The organism is Salmonella sp. 32100201201700099SM, assembly GCF_017572645.1.
GTDB lineage: Bacteria > Pseudomonadota > Gammaproteobacteria > Enterobacterales > Enterobacteriaceae > Salmonella > Salmonella enterica.
Window position 1 is genome coordinate 73,023 of record NZ_JAGERQ010000015.1, and the last position, 22,120, is coordinate 95,142.

The following is a 22,120-nucleotide window of genomic DNA, read 5'->3' on the forward strand; positions in this document are numbered from 1 at the left end:
TCCCTGTCTCAGCGTAACCTGAAATTGCTGCTTATACTTGTGGTCAAGCACAGACATATTCAGGGAGGCCCGGTGAAGAAACTTACCGATAAACAAAAGTCACGCTTTTGGGAACAGCGGCGCAACGTTAACTTCCAGCAAAGTCGCCGTCTCGAAGGTATTGAGATCCCCTTAGTAACCCTGACCGCCGATGAAGCGCTGGCACGTCTTGACGAGCTTCGGAGGCACTATGAGCGATAAATTTGGCGAAGGGCGCGATCCGTACCTCTATCCGGGGCTGAATGTGATGCGTAATCGGCTGGGGATTCATCAGGCCCAGCGACTGGCGCAAGCGGCATATGAAATGACCGCGCTCCGCGCCGCCACGATTGAACTGGGGCCGCTGGTACGCGGCTTGCCTCATCTGTGCGCGATTCATCGCCAGCTCTATCAGGATATTTTCGACTGGGCAGGGCAACTGCGGGAGGTCGATATTTACCAGGGTGATACCCGTTTCTGCCACTTTGCCTATATCGAAAAAGAGGGCAACGCTCTGATGCAGGATCTGGAAGAAGAGGGCTATCTGGTCGGTCTGGCGCACGAGAAGTTTGTCGAGCGGCTGGCGCATTACTACTGTGAAATTAACGTGCTTCATCCGTTTCGTTTGGGGAGCGGGCTGGCGCAGCGCATCTTCTTTGAACAGCTGGCCTTACATGCAGGCTACGCGCTGAGTTGGCAAGGTATTGCGGTTGATACATGGAATCAGGCGAACCAGAGCGGCGCGATGGGCGATCTCTCCGCTTTGCAGGCGATTTTTCAGAAAGCGATAAGCGAAGCTCGCGAAACTGAGTAAAATAGGGCGGTTCTACTCACCCGGAGCCGCCATGATCCTGCTTATCGATAACTATGATTCCTTTACCTGGAACCTCTACCAGTATTTTTGTGAACTGGGCGCGGAAGTGCAGGTTCGGCGCAATGATGCGCTGACGCTGGCGCACATTGACGCTTTGAACCCGCAAAAAATCGTTATCTCTCCTGGCCCCTGTACGCCAAATGACGCTGGCATTTCACTGGCGGTCATCCGCCATTATGCCGGACGTATTCCGATGCTGGGCGTTTGCCTGGGTCATCAGGCGATGGCGCAGGCCTTTGGCGCGTCGGTGGTGCGGGCAGCGAAAGTGATGCACGGTAAAACGTCACCTGTTACGCATAATGGACAGGGCGTGTTTCGGGGATTGCCCAGCCCGTTAACCGTGACACGTTACCACTCGCTGATTGTCGACCCTGCCACGTTGCCAGAGTGTTTTGAGATCACCGCCTGGAGCGAAACGCAGGAGATTATGGGCATTCGCCACCGCGAGTGGGATCTGGAAGGCGTGCAGTTCCACCCGGAAAGTATTCTTAGCGAACAGGGACACGCGCTACTGGAAAATTTTCTTCAACGTTGATTAATGGTTGTCATTGAGTGATTTTTTATTCATATTTTGTGAGTATAATTTCACTGAATTTTCTGCTTAACCGGGTGGTAATGATATGGCAACTGAACAAACGGCTATTACGCGCGCAACTTTTGATGAGGTGATTCTGCCTGTTTATGCACCGGCGGACTTTATTCCGGTCAAAGGTAAAGGCAGCCGCGTATGGGATCAGCAGGGCAAAGAGTATATCGATTTCGCCGGCGGGATTGCAGTGACTGCGCTGGGCCATTGCCATCCGGCACTGGTCGAGGCGCTGAAATCCCAGGGGGAAACCTTGTGGCATACCAGTAACGTTTTTACCAATGAACCGGCGTTGCGTCTGGGACGTAAACTGATCGACGCCACGTTTGCCGAGCGCGTGCTGTTTATGAATTCCGGCACCGAAGCGAACGAAACCGCTTTTAAACTGGCGCGTCATTATGCCTGCGTGCGCCATAGCCCGTTCAAAACGAAAATCATTGCCTTCCATAACGCCTTTCATGGCCGTTCCTTGTTTACCGTCTCTGTCGGCGGGCAGCCGAAATATTCCGACGGCTTTGGGCCGAAACCCGCCGATATTATTCACGTTCCCTTCAACGATCTTCATGCGGTGAAAGCGGTAATGGATGACCACACCTGCGCGGTGGTGGTCGAGCCGATTCAGGGTGAAGGCGGCGTGCAGGCGGCTACACCGGAATTCCTCAAAGGGTTACGCGACCTGTGTGACAAGCATCAGGCGTTGCTGGTGTTTGATGAAGTGCAGTGCGGGATGGGGCGCACCGGAGACCTGTTTGCCTATATGCACTACGGCGTCACGCCGGATATCCTCACCAGCGCCAAAGCGTTAGGCGGCGGTTTTCCGGTGAGCGCCATGCTGACCACGCAGGAGATCGCCTCGGCCTTCCATGTTGGTTCGCACGGTTCAACTTATGGCGGCAATCCGCTGGCCTGTGCGGTGGCTGGCGCGGCATTCGATATTATTAATACGCCAGAGGTACTACAAGGCATTCACACTAAGCGGCAACAGTTTGTGCAACATTTGCAGGCGATTGACGAGCAATTTGACATTTTCAGCGATATTCGCGGCATGGGGCTGCTGGTTGGCGCGGAACTGAAGCCGAAGTACAAAGGTCGGGCTCGCGATTTTCTGTACGCAGGCGCGGAGGCCGGCGTGATGGTGCTCAATGCCGGAGCCGACGTGATGCGTTTTGCCCCGTCGCTGGTGGTGGAAGAGGCGGATATCAATGAAGGAATGCAGCGCTTTGCGCAGGCGGTAGGGAAGGTGGTTGCCTGATGGCGGATTGCCGGATAAGCGTAGCGCATCCGGCAGTCGGTCTTAACCTTTTGTATCCCGTAGCCGCTTACTCAGCCAGATACCGTGATGCGGACGCTGACGCCAGGCCATCGACGAAATGGTGTGCATGGTGTTCAGATGGCCAATGATGCGCTGTAAATGTTGCTCCAGAGTGCTCAATAAGCCATGTGACGGCATGTCCGGCGACTCCAGAATGTTGACATCGCCGGAGCCTCCTGGCCTGTCGTACTCCAGGCGCTGCTGGCAGCGCTGAATCGCAATCTCGCAAGATTCCAGATAGCGCTGCGCCAGATCCGGCGTCAGCATGGTGTGTTCCCGCGCCAGCGTCGTCATGGCGTTGATATGCTCGACAATAAACTGGCTGTGCGTGACCCACAGTTTCATATCCGACAGATAGTGGGTATTGAATCCGGGTTCCTGCATTGCCTGATTTAACGAGTTGAATAACGTGTTATGCGCCTGGTTGACCCGCATTCTTTGATAAGCGAGCGGGGTGGCCTGCGGATCGTTACTGAGGATCAGTCGGATAGCTTCTTGATCGGCTTCCAGCGCATCATGGGCGTTTTTACGTAATAGCCCGCTTTGCCATTGCGGCCACAGCCAGACCATGCCGCCAAAGGCAATTAAACAGCCAATCAGCGTATCGATCAGCCTCGGCACAATAAACTGCTCTCCGTTTAACGTCAGTAACTGGATGGTGTATACCGCCGTCACCGTAAAGCCGACCGTCGCCCAGCCGTAGTTTTTACGAATAATCAGATAACTTGCCAGCGTTAGTACCAGCATGACCGCCAGCGTAATGCTTTCGGGAATATGTAAGTGCAGCGTGACGCCGGCAATCACCAGGCCGACCAGCGTTCCGACCGAACGGTGCAGAATACGTACGCGCGTCGCGCCATAGCCGTTTTGGGTGACAAACAGCACCGTCATGAGTATCCAGTACGGTTTAGGCAGGTGCAACGCACTGCCCATCAGACTGGCGATACTCATCATCACGCTGATGCGTCCGGCGTTGCGTAGCGCCGGCGATTTAAGAGACATATAATTTTTCAGCGCCGGAAGTAGCGGCAAACGACGCTGTTTATCGGCCATCAGGTCGCGGGCGTACAGCGGTCGCTGAGTACGCAGCACACGGGCGATTCGACTGAAGTGCCAATAGCAGAACTGGCCTACCGGATTTTCAGGATGCTGATTGGCGATCTTCTCCAGAGCGCCAATCTGTTTTTCCATGGAGAAGCGCGTCGGCAGACGATGATAAAGAATGTCATCCGCCAGCACGCGCAGACGGGCGGCGACCGTTTGCGCATTCCAGCGAATCACCTCTTCCGCATGGCTGCGTTCTACCAGTTTCTGTACCTCTTCCGGCTGATGCAAGCTGACGGAAATGTGCTCCTGCAAATCCATCGCTTCCTGAAAAGCCCGTAGTAGGCGCTTGTAATCATTATTGTTGTGCGCCGAAAGCATATGCATCTGTTGGTAACACTGGGTAATGAGATCGACCGCTTTTTGCTGGCGTATCAGCAGGGGAGGCAGCGCTTTTTCCGGATCGATATGTTGGGTGAGCAGGCTGTATTTCGCTTCACAATAATCGGCCAGTTCACGGTATAACAAACTCAATGACTCGCGCAGCGGCTGTTCGCGCCATAGCCAGAACCAAAACCAGTTAAACACGCCGTACCATAGCGTGCCCAGCGCATAAATGAGCAGCGGCTCCCAGACGGGCATGTATCCCGCAAGGCTCAGGGTAAAGATGGCGGCAATCAGCGACGCTGGCAGTAGCCGCGCGTGAAGCGGGCTAATTTCCGCCGTCACGCCAAGCACCAGCGTGAGCCCGGTCAGGATCAACGGCAGGGGGATGGATTCCGCCAGCAGAAGTTGCGTTACCAGACTGCATCCGGCGAACAGCGACGCGCCGATGATCAGGCGTTTAAAAAAACGTTTGTGCGGGGTATCCAGACCTGCAATGTTGCAGCAGGCGGGAACGAGAGAGAAAAGCAAGCCCAGGTGTAGCTGGCCTATCAATAAACCAACAGCCACAGGCAGGCACAGCACCAGCGTTTGCCGTAGTGCGTAATTAATCTCTGGGTGATAAATCAGTCTTCGCCACATCGATGCAAACAAAAATGGCGCATGATAAAACGCGCCATTCTGACGGAATTAACGGGTGCCGTAGACGACGATGGTCTTGCCATGCGCGGAGATCAGGTTTTGATCTTCCAGCATTTTCAAAATACGACCAACGGTTTCTCGGGAGCAGCCGGCGATCTGGCCGATTTCCTGACGGGTGATTTTGATCTGCATCCCATCCGGGTGCGTCATGGCATCGGGCTGTTTCGCCAGATTCAGCAGCGTCTGAGCGATACGCCCGGTGACGTCAAGGAAGGCGAGGTTACCTACTTTTTCAGAGGTGACTTGTAAGCGACGAGCCATCTGGGAAGAGAGGCGCATCAGAATATCCGGGTTGACCTGGATTAATTGGCGAAATTTTTTGTAGGAAATTTCAGCGACCTCACATGCGGTTTTCGCACGTACCCAGGCGCTGCGTTCCTGGCCTTCTTCAAACAGGCCCAGTTCACCAATAAAATCACCCTGATTCAGATAAGAAAGGATCATTTCTTTCCCTTCTTCATCTTTGATCAGCACTGCCACGGAGCCTTTAACGATGTAGTACAGCGTTTCTGCTTTTTCACCCTGGTGAATCAGCGTGCTCTTTGACGGGTACTTATGAATGTGGCAATGAGACAAGAACCATTCAAGAGTCGGGTCTGTTTGCGGTTTGCCAAGCACCATGCGCGGTTATCCTCTGTTATAAGCTGTCTCCAGAGCCAGAAAACGGCACTGTCTCTGGGGTTGCAAAAATATACTTCCCGCCACCTGGGAAGGGGGCTACGAAAATAGATTGTAGCCTGTAATGTGATGTCCTCTGCATACATGCAGTACGTCAATGTATTACTGTAGCATCTTGTCTGTTTTAGCATAGCTTTCGCCGTGTGTCTCTTGGTGTCTCGCTTCAGCATGACCCAGGTCGCCTTCCATTGCGAGTTTTGTTGTATGCGCGTAATCTTTCAGGAAAATTGAAACATTGGAGTTACGAAATATGCAAGCGCGTGTAAAGTGGGTTGAAGGACTCACATTCCTCGGAGAGTCCTCCTCCGGCCACCAGATTTTAATGGATGGCAACTCCGGTGACAAAGCGCCGAGTCCGATGGAGATGGTATTAATGGCGGCTGGCGGATGTAGCGCTATTGATGTGGTATCAATCCTGCAAAAGGGCCGTCAGAATGTCACCAACTGCGAAGTGAAGCTGACATCCGAGCGCCGGGAAGACGCGCCGCGCCTGTTTACGCACATTAATTTGCATTTTATCGTTACCGGCAGCGATCTGAAAGAGGCTGCCGTCGCGCGCGCTGTCGATCTCTCCGCGGAAAAATATTGCTCGGTGGCGCTAATGCTGGAAAAAGCGGTCAATATTACCCATTCGTATGAAGTGATTGCGGCGTAACACGTGATGCCGGATGGCGGCGTGGCCTTATCCGGCCTACCCGTTTTTATCTCGTAGGCCCGATAAGCGTAGCGTCATCGGGCATTTCACCGCGGTTATTCGATTTTTTTGCCTTCCATTAACCGCTGCACCAGCGGCAACATAATCAGCTCCATCGCCAGCCCCATTTTGCCGCCCGGCACCACTAATGTATTAATGTGAGAAATGAACGAGCCCTGGAGCATCGCCAGTAGCCAGGGAAAATCGATCCCTTCCAGATTGCGGAAATGGATCACCACAAAACTCTCATCCAGCGAGGGAATACCCTTTGCGGCGAACGGATTGGACGTGTCGACGGTCGGTACGCGCTGGAAGTTGATATGGGTACGCGAGAACTGCGGCGTAATGTAATTGATGTAGTCGTCCATGGAACGCACCACGGAATCCATCACCGCTTCACGGGAGTGTCCGCGCTCGCTGGTGTCGCGAATCAGTTTCTGAATCCACTCGAGGTTGACGATAGGCACCACGCCAACCAACAGATCAACATGACGCGCGACATCATGTTGCGGGGTGACGACGCCGCCGTGCAGTCCTTCATAAAACAGCACATCGGTCGGTTCGGGAAGCGGCTGCCAGGGGGTAAACGTGCCGGGAACCTGATTCCACGGTACGGCTTCATCATAGGTATGCAGATATTTACGCGACTGGCCTTTACCCGTCTGCCCGTACTCAATAAAGGTATGTTCCAGTAGACTGAAGTCATTGGCTTCAGGCCCGAAATAGCTGATATGCCGCCCGGCGTCACGCGCTTTGCGGATCGCCATGTCCATTTCCGGGCGGGTGTAACGATGAAAACTGTCGCCTTCCACCTCGGCGGCGTGCAGATTTAACTGCGCGAAAATTTTACGAAACGCGAGGCTGGTGGTGGTGGTCCCCGCGCCGCTTGACCCTGTTACTGCTATCACCGGATGTTTGGCTGACATGGCAACTCCATGATTGAGCTTTAGTAATAATGTATTGTCGGCAAAGGCGTTTTATTCGCGAAACTGCTTTTTCGGCATAATATTGACCGTTTCATGTAATTCAGACCATACCAGTACGGCCTCGCCGGATTGCAGTTGGCGTTTTACGTCAGCGACTTTTTGTTCAAGCGAACGTTCATGTTCACCATAATCGGTGCCTTCGCGCAACACAAAGCTTTCGATCAGGTTGTCCAGCGTGTCGGGGGCGAGCCCCTGCCAGGGAATGATCATGATGACGCCTCCAGGTACGTTGTCAGCCAGTCAGGAATTCGGCGTTCCAGCCACATTTCAGGGCGCAGCGGCGTACCGCCGATAAATCCTACGTGTCCGCCATGCTCAGTCAGCTGATACTCCACCTGCGGGGGCAGATCTTCCGCTTTAGGGATCACATGATGATCCATAAACGGATCGTCTTTAGCGTGAATAATCAGCGTCGGTTTAGCAATCTGGTTAAGCAACGGCATGGCGCTACACTGACGATAGTAGTCGATGGCGTCGGCAAAGCCGTGAATTTTCGCGGTGATCAGGTCGTCAAACTCGCGAATTCGGCGCATTGATTTCAGTTGCGCCAGATTCACCGGCAGCGACCCGGGATACGCCGCCAGCTTGCGTGACGCATTCGCTTTTAACAGATTAAGCAAATAACGCTGATAGACGCGGGAAAACCCTTTGTCCATATGGTAGCTACAGGCTTCGAGAACAAAGGGCGCAGAAACAATCACCGCCGCCTCGATGGGAATATCGCGGCCTTCTTTCGCCAGCAGGCACGCCAGCATATTACCGCCGAGCGAATAGCCCACGGCGGCTGTCGGAACGGCGCCGAACTCCCGCTGTAGCCAGCGTAAAAACCAGGCTCCGTCCTCCGTTTCACCGGAGTGGTAAATACGATTCAGACGGTTGGGTTCGCCGCTACAGCCGCGAAAGTGCATCACCACGCCCAGCCAACCGCGCTTTTGCGCCGCCTCAATCAGCCCGTGGGCATAGGGGCTGTTCAGGCTGCCTTCCAGACCGTGAAAGACCACCAGCCGCGGTTTATGCTTTGCCTGTTGCGGTTCTTCGCTCCATGCCAGATCGACAAAATCGCCGTCCGGTAGCTCCAGCCGCTGCCAGTGGGCGTTGAACTTCACTTTGCGGCGGATTAAGCGCGGCAGCATAGTTTGTAAATGGCGATTACGAATGCCACGCATGGGAATAAATTCATGCGAGTCATTGACAGGCGGGGTCATTTCTGTGGACGTGATCTCAACCATAGCACCAGAACAATTGATAATTGGAAACAATACTATACCGCGCATAAGGTTCACAGATTAGTCAATATGTGATTTTACGTTCAATTGGTCGTCTGGCGAAATAAAATTGCGCCTCATTTCACCAGAGGGGGCGGTATGCAAGGCGCGCGCAATACCCCACAGAAATCGCGTGAACCTCTGCATCAGCCGAATTAATCGTGGTAGTGTGGCAACACGATAGTTATGTGACTCAAGGAGAAGGCATGTCGAAGACACTTTTACAGATCCATTTTAACTTTAGCGGCCCTTTTGGCGAGGAGATGACTCAGCAACTGGTCGGGCTGGCGGAGTCTATCAATGAGGAGCCGGGCTTCATCTGGAAAATCTGGACAGAAAGCGAGAAAAACCAGCAAGCTGGCGGCATTTACTTGTTTGAATCCGAAGAAACGGCGCAGGCTTATATTAAAAAACACACTGCGCGTCTGAAAAATCTTGGCGTTGATGAGGTGACGTTTAAATTATTTGGCGTGAACGACGCGCTGACGAAAATAAATCACGGCAACCTTTGCCGCTAAATCACATAACGCAGCCTTCTGTTCCGGTGCTGCCGACCGCAACGGTAACCTTTATATCGGGACGAGTACCGAAGAGGCCTTTATGGACGAACAGCGGACCACGAACGTTCTCTTCCAGCGTGTGCAGCGCCTCGGCGGTGCGGGCGATGTTACCCTTCTCCACAAACATCATGAAGATGGTGAGCTTGCGGAAGGTAATGTCATCGGTGATTGACAGGTTCATCGCCCGCCCCGTGCGTTAGAGCCTATCCCAGTAGGCGTAATTGTTGAAGCCAGTTTGGGGCCGGACAGCGCGCAGAAACCGGAGCGTACACATAGTACGTGAGGATTTCGAGCACTGCCCGGCCCTAAAATGGCGAATAAAATAGCCTAATGGGATAGGCTCTTAGTCGTTCTGCATCATCTGCTCAAGCTGCTCCTGCGCCTCAAGCCATGCTATTTCACATTCTTCCAGCCCGGATTTGGCGCTGGCCTGCAGTTGCAGACACTCGGTCATCTCCGCTTTACGGCTGGGGTCATACAGGCTACTGTCGCCGAGCTTCTCTTCCGCCTGCGCTAACTGGGCGTTGAGCTTTTCCATCTCTTTTTCCAGACGGGTAATCTCTTTACGCAGCGGCTGCGTCAGAGTGCGTAGCTCGGCTTCGCGACGCTTCTGATCTTTGCGTGACTGGGCGCTGTTGGCGTTGTTTTCCTTCGGCGCGTCGTCGGCCTGGTTTTCCTGCTTCTGCACGTCGCTCAGCCACTGCTGATAATCTTCCAGGTCGCCGTCGAACGGTTCGACCTTTTTGTCGTGAACCAGATAGAGGTCGTCAGTGGTGGAGCGAATCAGGTGGCGGTCGTGCGACACGACGACCAATGCGCCTTCAAAATCAATCAGCGCTTCGGTGAGCGCCTGGCGCATGTCGAGATCCAGGTGGTTGGTCGGTTCATCGAGCAGCAGCAGATTTGGACGCTGCCAGACGATCAGCGCCAGCACCAGACGCGCTTTCTCGCCGCCAGAGAAGCGTTGCGTCTCTTCCGTTACTTTGTCGCCCTGGAAACCGAAGCCGCCGAGATAGTCGCGCAGCTTCTGCTCCAGTTCCTGCGGCGCCAGACGCGCCATATGCTGCAACGGGGATTCATCGGCGCGCAGGAACTCCAACTGGTGCTGGGCGAAGTAGCCGAGCTTAATGCCTTTGGCGAGGCCGATTTCACCGTGCAACGGTTCCAGTTCGCCCGCCAGCAGCTTGATCAGCGTCGATTTCCCCGCGCCGTTGCGACCCAGCAGGCCGATACGCGAGCCGGGCACCAGGTTCAGCTTGATGGATTCCAGAATGATGCGATCGCCATAACCTGCGCTGACTTTTTCCATCTTCAGCAGCGGGTTCGGCAGGCTTTCCGGCGCGCGGAAGCTGAAATGGAACGGGTTGTCGACATGAGCCGGGGCAATCAACTCCATACGCTCCAGCATCTTGATACGGCTTTGCGCCTGCTTGGCCTTGGTCGCTTTGGCGCGGAAACGGTCGATGTAGCTTTGCAGATGCGCCACACGCTCCTGCTGACTCTCATACATCGCCTGCTGTTGCGCCAGGCGCGTGGCGCGCTGAACTTCAAACGCGCTGTAGTTGCCGGTGTACTCGAACAGAGTCTGCTGTTCGATATGGATAATTTTATCCACTATCGGGTCAAGAAAGTCGCGATCGTGGGAGATCAGAATCAGGGTGCCCGGATAGCTCTTCAGCCATTTTTCCAGCCAGATAACGGCATCCAGATCGAGGTGGTTGGTCGGTTCGTCGAGCAGCAGTAAATCGGAACGGCAAATCAGCGCCTGGGCCAGATTAAGGCGCATCCGCCAGCCGCCGGAAAAGTCGCTGACCGGACGTTCCAGCTGATCGTTAGAGAAGCCGAGGCCGTGTAACAGGCTGGCGGCGCGCGAGCGAACGGTCCATGCGTCGATGGCGTCCAGCTTGCCATGTATGGAGGCGATAGCATGTCCGTCGTTACGTTCGTTGGCGTCGTTAAGCTGCGCCTCCAGATGCCGGTATTCACGGTCGCCGTCAATGACATACTCAATCGCTGGCTGAGGCAACGCAGGTGTTTCCTGATTCACCCACGCTAATTGCCAGGTTCCGGGCAGGGTAAAACTCCCGGCATCGGCGCTGATTTCATTTTTTAGCAATGCCAGCAGGGTAGATTTACCGCAGCCGTTTTTACCCACCAGGCCGACTTTCTGGCCTGGATTAATGGTAGCCGAGGCATTGTCCAGTAGGACGCGCACGCCGCGACGAATTTGTAACGAGGAGAAAACAATCATAAGGCGCCGTATGTTCAGACTATGTTAATTTATCATTATGATAATGTAATATTCGGGCGTGCCGCCGCGCTGGAGCGCAATGGTAGCTCAAAACAACAACGATACACAAAAGCATTCAGGTCGCCTTTGGTGAGGGACAAGAATATCTCTCATTAATCCCCAGCGGCGGACATAGAGTACGTTCCTGAGTTGAACAAACGCTGTCAACGTAGAAGCGGCCTGAAGAATGGCATGTATCGACCCAAAACAACCGGGAGGGGGATTGATGTCTCAGCCAGCGAAAGTCTTGCTGTTGTATGCCCATCCGGAATCTCAGGACTCGGTTGCTAACCGGGTACTGCTTAAACCGGCCATACAGCACAATAACGTAACCGTGCACGATCTTTATGCGCGCTATCCTGATTTTTTTATCGATACGCCCTATGAACAAGCCCTGTTACGTGAGCACGACGTCATTGTTTTTCAGCATCCCCTTTACACCTATAGCTGTCCGGCTTTACTAAAAGAATGGCTTGATCGCGTTTTGAGTCGAGGGTTCGCCAGCGGACCAGGGGGAAACCAACTGGTGGGAAAGTACTGGCGTAGCGTGATTACGACCGGCGAGCCGGAGAGCGCTTACCGGTATGACGCGCTAAACCGCTATCCAATGAGCGATGTACTCCGCCCTTTTGAACTGACCGCGGCCATGTGCCGGATGCACTGGATGCCGCCCATTATTGTGTACTGGGCGCGCCGCCAGTCGCCGCAGACGCTGGCCAGTCATGCGAAAGCCTATGGCGAGTGGCTGGCGAATCCTGTGAGCGCGGGAGGCTATTGATGGAAGGTGCTGATTTATTGACCGCGGGGGTGTTGTTCCTCTTCGCGGCGGTGGCGGCGGTGCCGTTAGCCGCCAGGCTGGGCATCGGCGCGGTATTAGGTTATCTGCTGGCGGGAATTGCGATTGGCCCGTGGGGGCTGGGATTTATCAGCGACGTTGACGAGATCCTGCACTTTTCCGAACTGGGCGTCGTGTTTCTGATGTTTATCATTGGCCTCGAACTCAATCCGTCCCGGCTTTGGCAACTGCGGCGCTCTATCTTCGGCGTTGGCGCTGCTCAGGTGCTGTTAAGCGCGGCGGTGCTGGCGGGATTATTGATGCTTGCTGATTTCTTATGGCAGGCGGCGGTCGTCGGCGGGATTGGCCTGGCGATGTCTTCGACGGCGATGGCGCTACAACTGATGCGCGAGAAAGGCATGAACCGTAGCGAGTCCGGGCAGTTAGGGTTTTCCGTCTTACTGTTTCAGGATTTAGCGGTGATCCCCGCGCTGGCGTTGGTGCCTTTATTGGCGGGATCGGCCGACGAGCATTTCGACTGGTTTAAAGTGGCAATGAAGGTACTGGCCTTCGCGGTAATGCTGATTGGCGGTCGTTACCTGCTGCGCCCGGTATTTCGTTTTATTGCTGCGTCCGGCGTGCGGGAGGTCTTCACTGCCGCGACGCTGTTGCTGGTGTTGAGCGCCGCCTTATTTATGGACGCGCTGGGACTGTCGATGGCCCTGGGAACCTTCATTGCCGGCGTTTTACTGGCAGAGAGTGAATACCGGCATGAGCTGGAAAACGCTATCGATCCCTTTAAAGGTTTACTGCTTGGGCTGTTCTTTATCTCCGTCGGTATGTCGCTAAATCTCGGCGTACTTTATACCCATTTACTGTGGGTGGCGGCGAGCGTTGTTATTCTGGTCGTCATAAAAATGCTGACGCTGTATCTGCTGGCGCGGCTATATGGAATAAGAAGTTCTGAACGGATGCAGTTTGCCAGCGTGCTGAGTCAGGGGGGCGAGTTCGCTTTTGTGCTCTTTTCTACCGCCTCTTCTCAGCGCCTGTTTCAGGGCGATCAGATGGCGTTATTATTGGTGACTGTCACGTTATCAATGATGACCACGCCGCTACTGATGAAAGGGATTGATAAGTGGTTATCGCGCCGCCTTAATGGCCCGGAAGAGAATGATGAAAAGCCGTGGGTTGAGGATGATAAGCCCCAGGTAATTGTCGTCGGCTTTGGCCGTTTTGGTCAGGTGATCGCTCGCTTATTGATGGCGAATAAGATGCGTATCACCGTGCTGGAACGCGATATCGGCGCCGTTAATCTGATGCGCAAATATGGTTATAAAGTGTATTACGGCGACGCTACACAAGTCGAGCTGCTGCGTTCTGCGGGCGCGGAAGCGGCGGAGTCGATAGTCATCACGTGTAATGAACCGGAAGACACGATGAAGCTGGTGGCGCTGTGTCAGCAGCATTTTCCTCATCTGCATATTCTTGCGCGAGCGCGTGGACGTGTGGAGGCCCATGAGTTATTACAGGCTGGCGTCACGCAGTTTTCCCGTGAAACGTTTTCCAGCGCGCTGGAACTGGGACGTAAGACTCTGGTGTCGTTAGGTATGCATCCGCATCAGGCGCAACGCGCGCAGTTGCATTTTCGTCGGCTGGATATGCGAATGTTGCGGGGGCTGATCCCGGAGCATAGCGACATGGTACAGATTTCGCGCGCCAGAGAGGCCCGACGCGAGCTGGAGGAGATTTTTCAGCGCGAAATGCAACAGGAACGGCGCCAGTTGGATGGCTGGGATGAATTTGAGTAGGGGTAAAACAATGGCAATCCGTAAACGTTTTATCGCAGGCGCGAAATGTCCAGCCTGTCAGGCGCAGGACACAATGGCGATGTGGCGTGAAAATAATGTCGATATTGTTGAATGCGTTAAGTGCGGGCATCAAATGCGGGAAGCGGATAAAGACGTTCGCGAGCATGTTCGCAAAGAAGAGCAAGTGATCGGGATTTTTCATCCGGACTAGCGATATGCCGCAGGTTTTTTTAAGCTAAGGGGTACACGGCTGCAGAATTCCGCTACAATCTGCGCCACTATTCTTCCCATGCTCAGGAGATATCATGAAAGTAGCAAAAGACCTGGTGGTCAGCCTGGCCTATCAGGTACGTACAGAAGACGGTGTGTTGGTTGATGAGTCTCCGGTGAGTGCGCCGCTGGATTACCTGCACGGCCACGGCTCTCTGATCTCTGGCCTGGAAACGGCGCTGGAAGGCCATGAAGTTGGCGACAAATTTGATGTCGCTGTTGGCGCGAACGACGCTTACGGCCAGTATGACGAAAATCTGGTGCAGCGTGTGCCTAAAGACGTCTTTATGGGCGTTGATGAACTGCAGGTAGGGATGCGTTTCCTGGCGGAAACCGACCAGGGCCCGGTACCGGTAGAAATTACCGAAGTGGAAGACGATCACGTTGTGGTTGATGGTAACCACATGCTGGCTGGCCAGAATCTGAAATTTAACGTAGAAGTTGTTGCGATTCGTGAAGCGACTGAAGAAGAGCTGGCTCACGGTCATGTTCACGGCGCGCACGATCACCACCACGATCACGGTGAAGACGGCTGCTGTGGCGGTCATGGTCATGACCATGGTCACGAGCACGGCGGCGAAGGCTGCTGCGGCGGTGGTGGTAAAGGCGGCTGCGGTTGCCATTAATCCCCGTCGTCTTTCAAGCCACCGCGGTGTTGGCTACGCTTTCAAACCCCGGTCACATAGTTATCTATGTTCCCGGGGAATTTTCAAGCTTGCCGCCTTGCTGTGACTCGAAATCCTTAGGGTATTATCATTGGTTCGATAAATCATCGGGCACAAAAAAAGCGGGTTAACCCCGCTTTTTTTTTCGTCTCAATAATGCGGCGGCGGCGTTTCTTCTGCCTGAGAGGCGATATTTGACGGCTGACTGGCTTTTAACTTTTCCGTGAGCAAACGCAGATGATCGCGCAGCTTCGCCATCTCCATTTCATGTGCGGTTACCGTCAGGTTTAGTTCTTCTATGGTAATCTCCTGGAACGCCAGACGGCTTTCCAGTTCAGCCAGACGAGCTTCCATCGTGATATCCTGCATGATGTACCTCTTTATGTTGTCTCCGTCGGCGGATTCTACTTAACTTTACCGGCTTTCACAGCAACCATTACACGCCCCACGAAACTAATTTAAACAAAAAGAGTCTGAAAAGAAGTGATAATAGGGCGTGTTCGTATGTTGATTTGTTCTGCAACGATTTATAGTACGCTTCTTACGTAAGTTAACATGGGGCGAGATGCCCCGGCCCTGGAGATATGGATGAAATCACTGTTTAAAGCCACGCTGCTGGCAACTACAATGGCCGTTGCTATGCACGCACCGATCACTTTTGCTGCTGATGCGGCGAAACCGGCAGCTACCGCTGATAGCAAAGCAGCATTTAAAAACGACGATCAAAAAGCGGCTTATGCGCTGGGCGCCTCGCTGGGTCGTTACATGGAAAATTCGCTTAAAGAGCAGGAAAAGTTGGGCATCAAACTGGATAAAGATCAGTTGATTGCCGGCGTTCAGGATGCCTTTGCCGATAAGAGCAAACTGTCCGATCAGGAAATTGAGCAAACGCTGCAGACGTTTGAAGCACGCGTGAAGAGCGCTGCTCAGGCGAAGATGGAAAAAGACGCTGCCGATAACGAAGCAAAAGGTAAAACGTTCCGCGACGCTTTTGCTAAAGAGAAAGGCGTGAAAACCTCCTCTACCGGCCTGCTTTACAAAGTAGAGAAAGAAGGTACAGGCGAGGCGCCGAAAGATAGCGATACCGTTGTGGTGAACTACAAAGGTACGCTGATCGACGGTAAAGAGTTTGATAACTCTTACACGCGCGGCGAACCGCTCTCCTTTCGTCTGGACGGCGTTATCCCTGGCTGGACTGAAGGTCTGAAAAATATTAAGAAAGGCGGCAAGATCAAGCTGGTTATCCCACCTGAGCTGGCCTATGGTAAAACGGGCGTTCCGGGGATCCCGGCAAACTCAACCCTGGTATTCGACGTAGAGCTGCTGGATATCAAACCAGCGCCGAAAGCGGATGCTAAACCTGCCGATGCGGCTGACGCTAAAGCCGCAGATGCTGCTAAAAAATAAAAACTGAGAGCCGCCGCTTGTAATAGCGGCGGTTTTTTTTATGCAGGCCGGATATATTACTCACCATAATTTGATTTGCGGATAACGGCGCTTGCGCTGGTCGTTAAGGGCGGGACCGTAGGCTGAATGACCGCCAACGCACACGTAGTCTGAAATAGACGAGCAAATTAGTACTGGAAAGAGGAACCCTCACTGTATTAATTTAATCATCCGCGTAAATAATGAGCCTGCCCTGAAAACATAACGACAGGCTCCTGAAAAGGAGTGTTTTTTTTCATGTCCAGGTCGCTTTTAACCAACGAAACCAGTGAACTTGATTTGCTGGATCAGCGTCCCTTCGAGCAAACCGACTTCGATATTCTGAAATCCTACGAAGCGGTAGTGGACGGGTTAGCGATGCTTATAGGTTCCCATTGTGAAATCGTATTGCACTCTTTGCAGGATCTAAAATGTTCAGCCATTCGTATTGCCAATGGCGAACATACGGGCCGTAAAATTGGCTCGCCGATTACCGACCTGGCGTTGCGCATGTTGCACGACATGACAGGGGCGGACAGTAGCGTGTCGAAATGCTATTTCACGTGCGCGAAAAGCGGTGTCTTGATGAAGTCGTTGACGATTGCCATTCGCAACCGCGAGCAGCGTGTCATTGGTCTACTGTGCATCAACATGAATCTTGATGTGCCATTTTCACAGATTATGAATACCTTTATTCCGCCGGAAACACCGGAAGTCGGCTCAGCGGTTAATTTTGCCTCCTCAGTCGAAGATTTAGTCACCCAGACGCTGGAGTTCACGATTGAAGAGGTGAATGCCGATCGTAATGTCTCTAACAATGCGAAAAATCGTCAGATCGTCCTTAACCTGTACGAAAAAGGCATTTTCGATATTAAAGACGCCATTAACCAGGTAGCCGATCGTCTGAATATCTCAAAACACACGGTTTACCTCTATATTCGCCAGTTCAAAAGCGGCGATTTTCAGGGGCAGGATAAATAATGCGTTATGCCATTATGGTCACCGGGCCGGCATATGGCACCCAGCAGGCCAGCAGCGCATTGCAGTTCGCCCACGCGCTGCTCAATGAGGGGCATGAGTTAGCCAGCGTCTTTTTCTATCGGGAAGGTGTCTATAACGCCAATCTCCTGACCTCGCCGGCGAGCGATGAATATGATCTGGTACGCGCCTGGCAGAAATTGAATACGCAGCATGGCGTAGCGCTGAACATCTGTGTCGCGGCGGCGCTTCGTCGCGGTATTATTGATGAAACTGAAGCCGGCAGACTAGCGTTGCCGTCCGCCAATCTTCAGCCGGGCTTTACGCTAAGCGGGCTGGGCGCGCTGGCGGAGGCATCTCTCACCTGCGATCGGGTGGTGCAGTTTTAATGAAACGTATTGCATTTGTCTTTTCCACCGCGCCGCACGGTAGCGCCTCAGGCCGTGAAGGACTGGATGCGCTGCTGGCGACGTCAGCGCTAACGGAAGCGCTGGGCGTCTTTTTTATCAGCGACGGCGTCTTTCAGTTATTACCGGGGCAAAAACCAGACGCTGTGCTGGCGCGTGACTATATTGCTACTTTCAAGCTCTTTGATTTGTACGATATTGATCAATGCTGGATCTGCGCGGCATCGCTGCGCGAGCGTGGTCTGGAAAACGTTAATTTTGTGGTAAACGCCACGCCGCTGGAACCCGTGGCGTTACGCCGCGAGCTTGGCAACTATGATGTCATCCTGAGATTCTGAGGCGTTTATGCTGCATACCTTACCTCATTGCGCTTCGGGCGTTGATTTTCCCGCTTTGCTGCGCCTGCTAAAAGAGGGCGATGCGCTTTTGCTGCTCCAGGATGGCGTTACCGTCGCGATTGAAGGTAACCGCTTCCTTGAAAGTCTGCGCGATGCCCCCATAACGGTCTATGCCTTGAAAGAAGACATTGACGCTCGCGGCCTGGGTGGTCAAATTTCAGACAGTGTCGTCAGGGTTGACTATACTGAGTTTGTCAGACTCACGGTTAAGTATGCCAACCAGATGGCCTGGTGATGGCGGGATCGTTGTATATTTCTTGACACCTTTTCGACACCGCCCTAAAATTCGGCGTCCTCATATTGTGTGAGGGCGTTTTATTACGTGTTTACGAAGCAAAAGCTAAAACCAGGAGCTATTTAATGGCAACAGTTAACCAGCTGGTACGCAAACCACGTGCTCGCAAAGTTGCGAAAAGCAACGTGCCTGCGCTGGAAGCATGCCCGCAAAAACGTGGCGTATGTACTCGTGTATATACTACCACTCCTAAAAAACCGAACTCCGCACTGCGTAAAGTTTGCCGTGTTCGTCTGACTAACGGTTTTGAAGTGACTTCCTACATCGGTGGTGAAGGTCACAACCTGCAGGAGCACTCCGTGATCCTGATCCGTGGCGGTCGTGTTAAAGACCTCCCGGGTGTTCGTTACCACACCGTTCGTGGCGCGCTTGACTGCTCCGGCGTTAAAGACCGTAAGCAAGCTCGTTCTAAGTACGGCGTGAAGCGTCCTAAGGCTTAATGGTTCTCCGTTAAGTAAGGCCAAACGTTTTAAATTAATGTCAAACTAAACTCGTAGAGTTTTGGACAATCCTGAATTAACAACGGAGTATTTCCATGCCACGTCGTCGCGTCATTGGTCAGCGTAAAATTCTGCCGGATCCGAAGTTCGGATCAGAACTGCTGGCTAAATTTGTCAATATCCTGATGGTAGATGGTAAAAAATCTACTGCAGAATCAATCGTATACAGCGCGCTGGAGACCCTGGCTCAGCGTTCTGGTAAATCTGAACTGGAAGCTTTCGAAGTCGCTCTCGAAAACGTTCGCCCGACTGTAGAAGTTAAATCCCGCCGTGTAGGTGGTTCTACTTATCAGGTACCAGTTGAAGTCCGTCCGGTCCGTCGTAATGCTCTGGCAATGCGTTGGATCGTAGAAGCTGCTCGTAAACGCGGTGATAAATCCATGGCTCTGCGCCTGGCGAACGAACTTTCTGACGCTGCAGACAACAAAGGTACTGCAGTTAAGAAACGTGAAGACGTTCACCGTATGGCAGAAGCCAACAAGGCGTTCGCACACTACCGTTGGTAATCCCTTCGGAGTCATAGTCACCAGGCGGGCGCTTCAGGTAAGTCGCCCGTTTTGGATAACTTAACTGAACGCCTAAAGATATCAACGAGGAATCAAATGGCTCGTACAACACCCATCGCACGCTACCGTAATATCGGTATCAGTGCGCACATCGACGCCGGTAAAACCACTACTACCGAACGTATTCTGTTCTACACCGGTGTAAACCACAAAATCGGTGAAGTTCATGACGGCGCAGCTACCATGGACTGGATGGAGCAGGAGCAGGAGCGTGGTATTACTATCACCTCCGCAGCGACTACTGCATTCTGGTCTGGTATGGCTAAGCAGTATGAACCGCATCGCATCAACATCATCGACACCCCGGGGCACGTTGACTTCACTATCGAAGTAGAACGTTCCATGCGTGTTCTCGATGGTGCGGTAATGGTTTACTGCGCAGTTGGTGGTGTTCAGCCGCAGTCTGAAACCGTATGGCGTCAGGCAAACAAATACAAAGTTCCGCGCATTGCGTTCGTTAACAAAATGGACCGCATGGGCGCGAACTTCCTGAAAGTTGTTGGTCAGATCAAAACCCGTCTGGGCGCGAACCCGGTTCCGCTGCAGCTGGCAATTGGTGCTGAAGAAGGTTTCACCGGCGTTGTTGACCTGGTGAAAATGAAAGCCATCAACTGGAACGATGCCGACCAGGGCGTTACCTTCGAATACGAAGATATCCCGGCTGACATGCAGGACCTGGCTAACGAATGGCACCAGAACCTGATCGAGTCCGCCGCAGAAGCTTCTGAAGAGCTGATGGAAAAATACCTGGGTGGTGAAGAACTGACTGAAGAAGAGATCAAACAAGCTCTGCGTCAGCGCGTTCTGAACAACGAAATCATCCTGGTAACCTGTGGTTCTGCATTTAAGAACAAAGGTGTTCAGGCGATGCTGGATGCGGTAATTGATTACCTGCCATCCCCGGTAGACGTACCTGCGATCAACGGTATTCTGGACGACGGTAAAGATACTCCGGCTGAGCGTCACGCAAGCGACGACGAGCCGTTCTCTGCGCTGGCGTTCAAAATCGCTACCGACCCGTTTGTGGGTAACCTGACCTTCTTCCGTGTGTACTCCGGTGTGGTTAACTCTGGTGATACCGTACTGAACTCCGTGAAAACCGCACGTGAGCGTTTCGGTCGTATCGTTCAGATGCACGCTAACAAACGTGAAGAGATCAAAGAAGTTCGCGCGGGCGACATCGCGGCTGCTATCGGCCTGAAAGACGTGACTACCGGTGACACCCTGTGTGATCCGGAAAACCCGATCATTCTGGAACGTATGGAATTCCCTGAGCCGGTAATCTCCATCGCGGTAGAACCGAAAACCAAAGCTGACCAGGAAAAAATGGGTCTGGCTCTGGGCCGTCTGGCGAAAGAAGACCCGTCATTCCGCGTATGGACTGATGAAGAATCTAACCAGACCATCATCGCTGGTATGGGTGAACTTCACCTGGATATCATCGTTGACCGTATGAAGCGTGAATTCAACGTTGAAGCGAACGTGGGTAAACCTCAGGTTGCTTACCGCGAAGCGATTCGCGCGAAAGTTACCGACATCGAAGGTAAACACGCGAAACAGTCTGGTGGTCGCGGTCAGTATGGTCATGTTGTTATCGACATGTACCCGCTGGAGCCGGGCTCTAACCCGAAAGGTTACGAGTTCATCAACGACATCAAAGGTGGTGTAATTCCTGGCGAGTACATCCCGGCCGTTGATAAAGGCATCCAGGAGCAGCTGAAATCTGGCCCGCTGGCGGGTTATCCGGTAGTTGATCTCGGTGTGCGTCTGCACTTCGGTTCTTACCATGACGTTGACTCCTCTGAGCTGGCGTTTAAACTGGCTGCGTCTATCGCCTTTAAAGAAGGCTTTAAGAAAGCAAAACCAGTTCTGCTTGAGCCGATCATGAAGGTTGAAGTAGAAACACCTGAAGAGAATACCGGTGACGTTATCGGCGACCTTAGCCGCCGTCGTGGTATGCTCAAAGGTCAGGAATCTGAAGTTACAGGCGTTAAGATCCACGCTGAAGTACCGCTGTCTGAAATGTTCGGATATGCAACTCAGCTGCGTTCTCTGACCAAAGGTCGCGCATCGTACACTATGGAATTCCTGAAGTATGATGATGCGCCGAACAACGTTGCTCAGGCCGTAATCGAAGCCCGTGGTAAATAAGCCGCAGGGTTAAAAACCAAAATCCCGTGCTCTCTCCTGAAGGGGAGAGCGCTATAGTAAGGAATATAGCCGTGTCTAAAGAAAAATTTGAACGTACAAAACCGCACGTTAACGTCGGCACCATCGGCCACGTTGACCACGGTAAAACTACCCTGACCGCTGCAATCACCACCGTACTGGCTAAAACCTACGGCGGTGCTGCTCGTGCATTCGACCAGATCGATAACGCTCCGGAAGAAAAAGCGCGTGGTATCACCATCAACACTTCTCACGTTGAATACGATACCCCGACCCGCCACTACGCACACGTAGACTGCCCGGGGCACGCCGACTATGTAAAAAACATGATCACCGGTGCTGCGCAGATGGACGGCGCGATCCTGGTTGTTGCTGCGACTGACGGCCCGATGCCGCAGACCCGTGAGCACATCCTGCTGGGTCGTCAGGTAGGCGTTCCGTACATCATCGTGTTCCTGAACAAATGCGACA

The 22,120-nt window shown here is 53.1% G+C and carries 27 protein-coding genes; 19 read left to right on the forward strand and 8 right to left on the reverse strand.

The features are described 5' to 3' along the window. Nucleotides 1-72: 72 nt before the first annotated feature. The 4 genes from J4685_RS20670 (at nucleotide 73) to J4685_RS20685 (ending at nucleotide 2,730) form a co-directional block, all read left to right on the forward strand. On the forward strand, nucleotides 73-240 hold the full coding sequence (locus tag J4685_RS20670) for a YhfG family protein (RefSeq protein ID WP_001519136.1): 168 nt from the start codon (nucleotides 73-75) through the stop codon (nucleotides 238-240). Beyond that, the gene (locus tag J4685_RS20675) at nucleotides 230-832 is read left to right on the forward strand and encodes a putative adenosine monophosphate-protein transferase Fic (RefSeq protein ID WP_001280674.1); all 603 of its coding nucleotides are present in this window, start codon (nucleotides 230-232) and stop codon (nucleotides 830-832) included. Before J4685_RS20670 ends, J4685_RS20675 begins: the two co-directional genes overlap by 11 nt. A 31-nt stretch (nucleotides 833-863) precedes the next feature. Further along, nucleotides 864-1,427 (forward strand): aminodeoxychorismate synthase component 2, encoded by a 564-nt coding sequence (gene pabA / locus J4685_RS20680; RefSeq protein WP_000601878.1) that lies wholly within the window; start codon nucleotides 864-866, stop codon nucleotides 1,425-1,427. 85 nt (nucleotides 1,428-1,512) lie between these two features. Then, complete coding sequence (locus J4685_RS20685; RefSeq protein ID WP_000190028.1) at nucleotides 1,513-2,730, forward strand: aspartate aminotransferase family protein; 1,218 nt, start codon at nucleotides 1,513-1,515, stop codon at nucleotides 2,728-2,730. Between the two features lie 42 nt (nucleotides 2,731-2,772). Here the strand turns inward: J4685_RS20685 and J4685_RS20690 are convergent, their stop codons facing one another. Together J4685_RS20690 and crp are read right to left on the reverse strand one after the other, a co-directional pair. Beyond that, nucleotides 2,773-4,860, reverse strand: a complete 2,088-nt coding sequence (locus J4685_RS20690) for a YccS/YhfK family putative transporter (RefSeq protein ID WP_000269311.1) — start codon at nucleotides 4,858-4,860, stop codon at nucleotides 2,773-2,775. 48 nt (nucleotides 4,861-4,908) lie between these two features. Beyond that, on the reverse strand, nucleotides 4,909-5,541 hold the full coding sequence (gene crp, locus J4685_RS20695) for a cAMP-activated global transcriptional regulator CRP (RefSeq protein ID WP_000242757.1): 633 nt from the start codon (nucleotides 5,539-5,541) through the stop codon (nucleotides 4,909-4,911). Between the two features lie 307 nt (nucleotides 5,542-5,848). On the opposite strand from crp, the gene J4685_RS20700 reads away from it, so the two are divergent. Beyond that, the gene (locus tag J4685_RS20700) at nucleotides 5,849-6,253 is read left to right on the forward strand and encodes an OsmC family protein (protein WP_001148919.1); all 405 of its coding nucleotides are present in this window, start codon (nucleotides 5,849-5,851) and stop codon (nucleotides 6,251-6,253) included. Between the two features lie 95 nt (nucleotides 6,254-6,348). Here J4685_RS20700 and J4685_RS20705 read toward each other — a convergent pair whose 3' ends face one another. From J4685_RS20705 to J4685_RS20715, 3 genes are read right to left on the reverse strand one after another with little or no spacing between them, the layout of a single operon-like run. After that, a complete protein-coding gene (locus tag J4685_RS20705) occupies nucleotides 6,349-7,218 on the reverse strand; it encodes a phosphoribulokinase (RefSeq protein ID WP_001274690.1) in 870 nt (289 codons plus the stop codon). A gap of 51 nt (nucleotides 7,219-7,269) precedes the next feature. Continuing rightward, entirely contained in the window at nucleotides 7,270-7,488 is a 219-nt protein-coding gene (locus tag J4685_RS20710) for a YheU family protein (protein WP_000586568.1), read from the reverse strand. Beyond that, entirely contained in the window at nucleotides 7,485-8,552 is a 1,068-nt protein-coding gene (locus J4685_RS20715) for a hydrolase (RefSeq protein ID WP_001214115.1), read from the reverse strand. Before J4685_RS20715 ends, J4685_RS20710 begins: the two co-directional genes overlap by 4 nt. Nucleotides 8,553-8,749: 197 nt before the next feature. Between J4685_RS20715 and J4685_RS20720 the strand changes: the two genes are divergently transcribed. Then, nucleotides 8,750-9,061 (forward strand): monooxygenase, encoded by a 312-nt coding sequence (locus tag J4685_RS20720; protein WP_000047689.1) that lies wholly within the window; start codon nucleotides 8,750-8,752, stop codon nucleotides 9,059-9,061. Between the two features lies 1 nt (nucleotide 9,062). On the opposite strand, the gene J4685_RS20725 is transcribed toward J4685_RS20720, so the two are convergent. Further along, nucleotides 9,063-9,284 carry a LysR family transcriptional regulator gene (locus J4685_RS20725; RefSeq protein WP_001054024.1) on the reverse strand — a complete coding sequence of 74 codons (222 nt, stop codon included), beginning with the start codon at nucleotides 9,282-9,284 and terminating at the stop codon, nucleotides 9,063-9,065. A 162-nt stretch (nucleotides 9,285-9,446) separates the two neighbouring features. Beyond that, on the reverse strand, nucleotides 9,447-11,354 hold the full coding sequence (locus tag J4685_RS20730; RefSeq protein ID WP_000634755.1) for an ABC transporter ATP-binding protein: 1,908 nt from the start codon (nucleotides 11,352-11,354) through the stop codon (nucleotides 9,447-9,449). Between the two features lie 265 nt (nucleotides 11,355-11,619). Here J4685_RS20730 and kefG point away from each other — a divergent pair, with 265 nt between their 5' ends. From kefG to slyD, 4 genes are all read left to right on the forward strand, one after another. Then, complete coding sequence (kefG, locus tag J4685_RS20735) at nucleotides 11,620-12,171, forward strand: glutathione-regulated potassium-efflux system ancillary protein KefG (RefSeq protein WP_000081820.1); 552 nt, start codon at nucleotides 11,620-11,622, stop codon at nucleotides 12,169-12,171. Beyond that, nucleotides 12,171-13,976, forward strand: coding sequence for a glutathione-regulated potassium-efflux system protein KefB (gene kefB / locus J4685_RS20740; protein ID WP_000398134.1), 1,806 nt, complete (start codon nucleotides 12,171-12,173; stop codon nucleotides 13,974-13,976). Before kefG ends, kefB begins: the two co-directional genes overlap by 1 nt. Nucleotides 13,977-13,986: 10 nt before the next feature. Then, a complete protein-coding gene (locus J4685_RS20745; protein ID WP_001007735.1) occupies nucleotides 13,987-14,187 on the forward strand; it encodes a YheV family putative zinc ribbon protein in 201 nt (66 codons plus the stop codon). Nucleotides 14,188-14,281: 94 nt separating this feature from the next. Beyond that, entirely contained in the window at nucleotides 14,282-14,872 is a 591-nt protein-coding gene (slyD, locus tag J4685_RS20750; RefSeq protein WP_000861341.1) for a peptidylprolyl isomerase, read from the forward strand. Nucleotides 14,873-15,061: 189 nt separating this feature from the next. On the opposite strand, the gene J4685_RS20755 is transcribed toward slyD, so the two are convergent. After that, entirely contained in the window at nucleotides 15,062-15,280 is a 219-nt protein-coding gene (locus J4685_RS20755; RefSeq protein ID WP_001152701.1) for a protein SlyX, read from the reverse strand. 219 nt (nucleotides 15,281-15,499) lie between these two features. On the opposite strand from J4685_RS20755, the gene fkpA reads away from it, so the two are divergent. The 9 genes from fkpA to J4685_RS20800 all read left to right on the forward strand — a co-directional run. Then, complete coding sequence (gene fkpA / locus J4685_RS20760) at nucleotides 15,500-16,318, forward strand: FKBP-type peptidyl-prolyl cis-trans isomerase (protein WP_000838227.1); 819 nt, start codon at nucleotides 15,500-15,502, stop codon at nucleotides 16,316-16,318. A gap of 276 nt (nucleotides 16,319-16,594) precedes the next feature. Next, nucleotides 16,595-17,317: a transcriptional regulator gene (locus J4685_RS20765; RefSeq protein WP_000091469.1), complete on the forward strand. Its 723-nt coding sequence runs from the start codon at nucleotides 16,595-16,597 to the stop codon at nucleotides 17,315-17,317. After that, the gene (gene tusD / locus J4685_RS20770; RefSeq protein ID WP_001268010.1) at nucleotides 17,317-17,703 is read left to right on the forward strand and encodes a sulfurtransferase complex subunit TusD; all 387 of its coding nucleotides are present in this window, start codon (nucleotides 17,317-17,319) and stop codon (nucleotides 17,701-17,703) included. The genes J4685_RS20765 and tusD overlap by 1 nt, the downstream gene beginning before the upstream one ends. Continuing rightward, nucleotides 17,703-18,059 (forward strand): sulfurtransferase complex subunit TusC, encoded by a 357-nt coding sequence (tusC, locus tag J4685_RS20775; protein ID WP_000820707.1) that lies wholly within the window; start codon nucleotides 17,703-17,705, stop codon nucleotides 18,057-18,059. The genes tusD and tusC overlap by 1 nt, the downstream gene beginning before the upstream one ends. 7 nt (nucleotides 18,060-18,066) lie before the next feature. After that, a complete protein-coding gene (tusB, locus tag J4685_RS20780) occupies nucleotides 18,067-18,354 on the forward strand; it encodes a sulfurtransferase complex subunit TusB (RefSeq protein WP_000903398.1) in 288 nt (95 codons plus the stop codon). A 125-nt stretch (nucleotides 18,355-18,479) separates the two neighbouring features. Then, nucleotides 18,480-18,854, forward strand: a complete 375-nt coding sequence (gene rpsL, locus J4685_RS20785; protein ID WP_000246815.1) for a 30S ribosomal protein S12 — start codon at nucleotides 18,480-18,482, stop codon at nucleotides 18,852-18,854. A 95-nt stretch (nucleotides 18,855-18,949) separates the two neighbouring features. Continuing rightward, nucleotides 18,950-19,420 (forward strand): 30S ribosomal protein S7, encoded by a 471-nt coding sequence (rpsG, locus tag J4685_RS20790; protein ID WP_001138042.1) that lies wholly within the window; start codon nucleotides 18,950-18,952, stop codon nucleotides 19,418-19,420. A gap of 96 nt (nucleotides 19,421-19,516) precedes the next feature. Next, nucleotides 19,517-21,631 (forward strand): elongation factor G, encoded by a 2,115-nt coding sequence (gene fusA, locus J4685_RS20795; protein WP_000124693.1) that lies wholly within the window; start codon nucleotides 19,517-19,519, stop codon nucleotides 21,629-21,631. A 71-nt stretch (nucleotides 21,632-21,702) separates the two neighbouring features. Continuing rightward, the coding region (locus J4685_RS20800) for a GTP-binding protein (RefSeq protein ID WP_001774230.1) at nucleotides 21,703-22,120 on the forward strand (418 nt) is incomplete at its 3' end.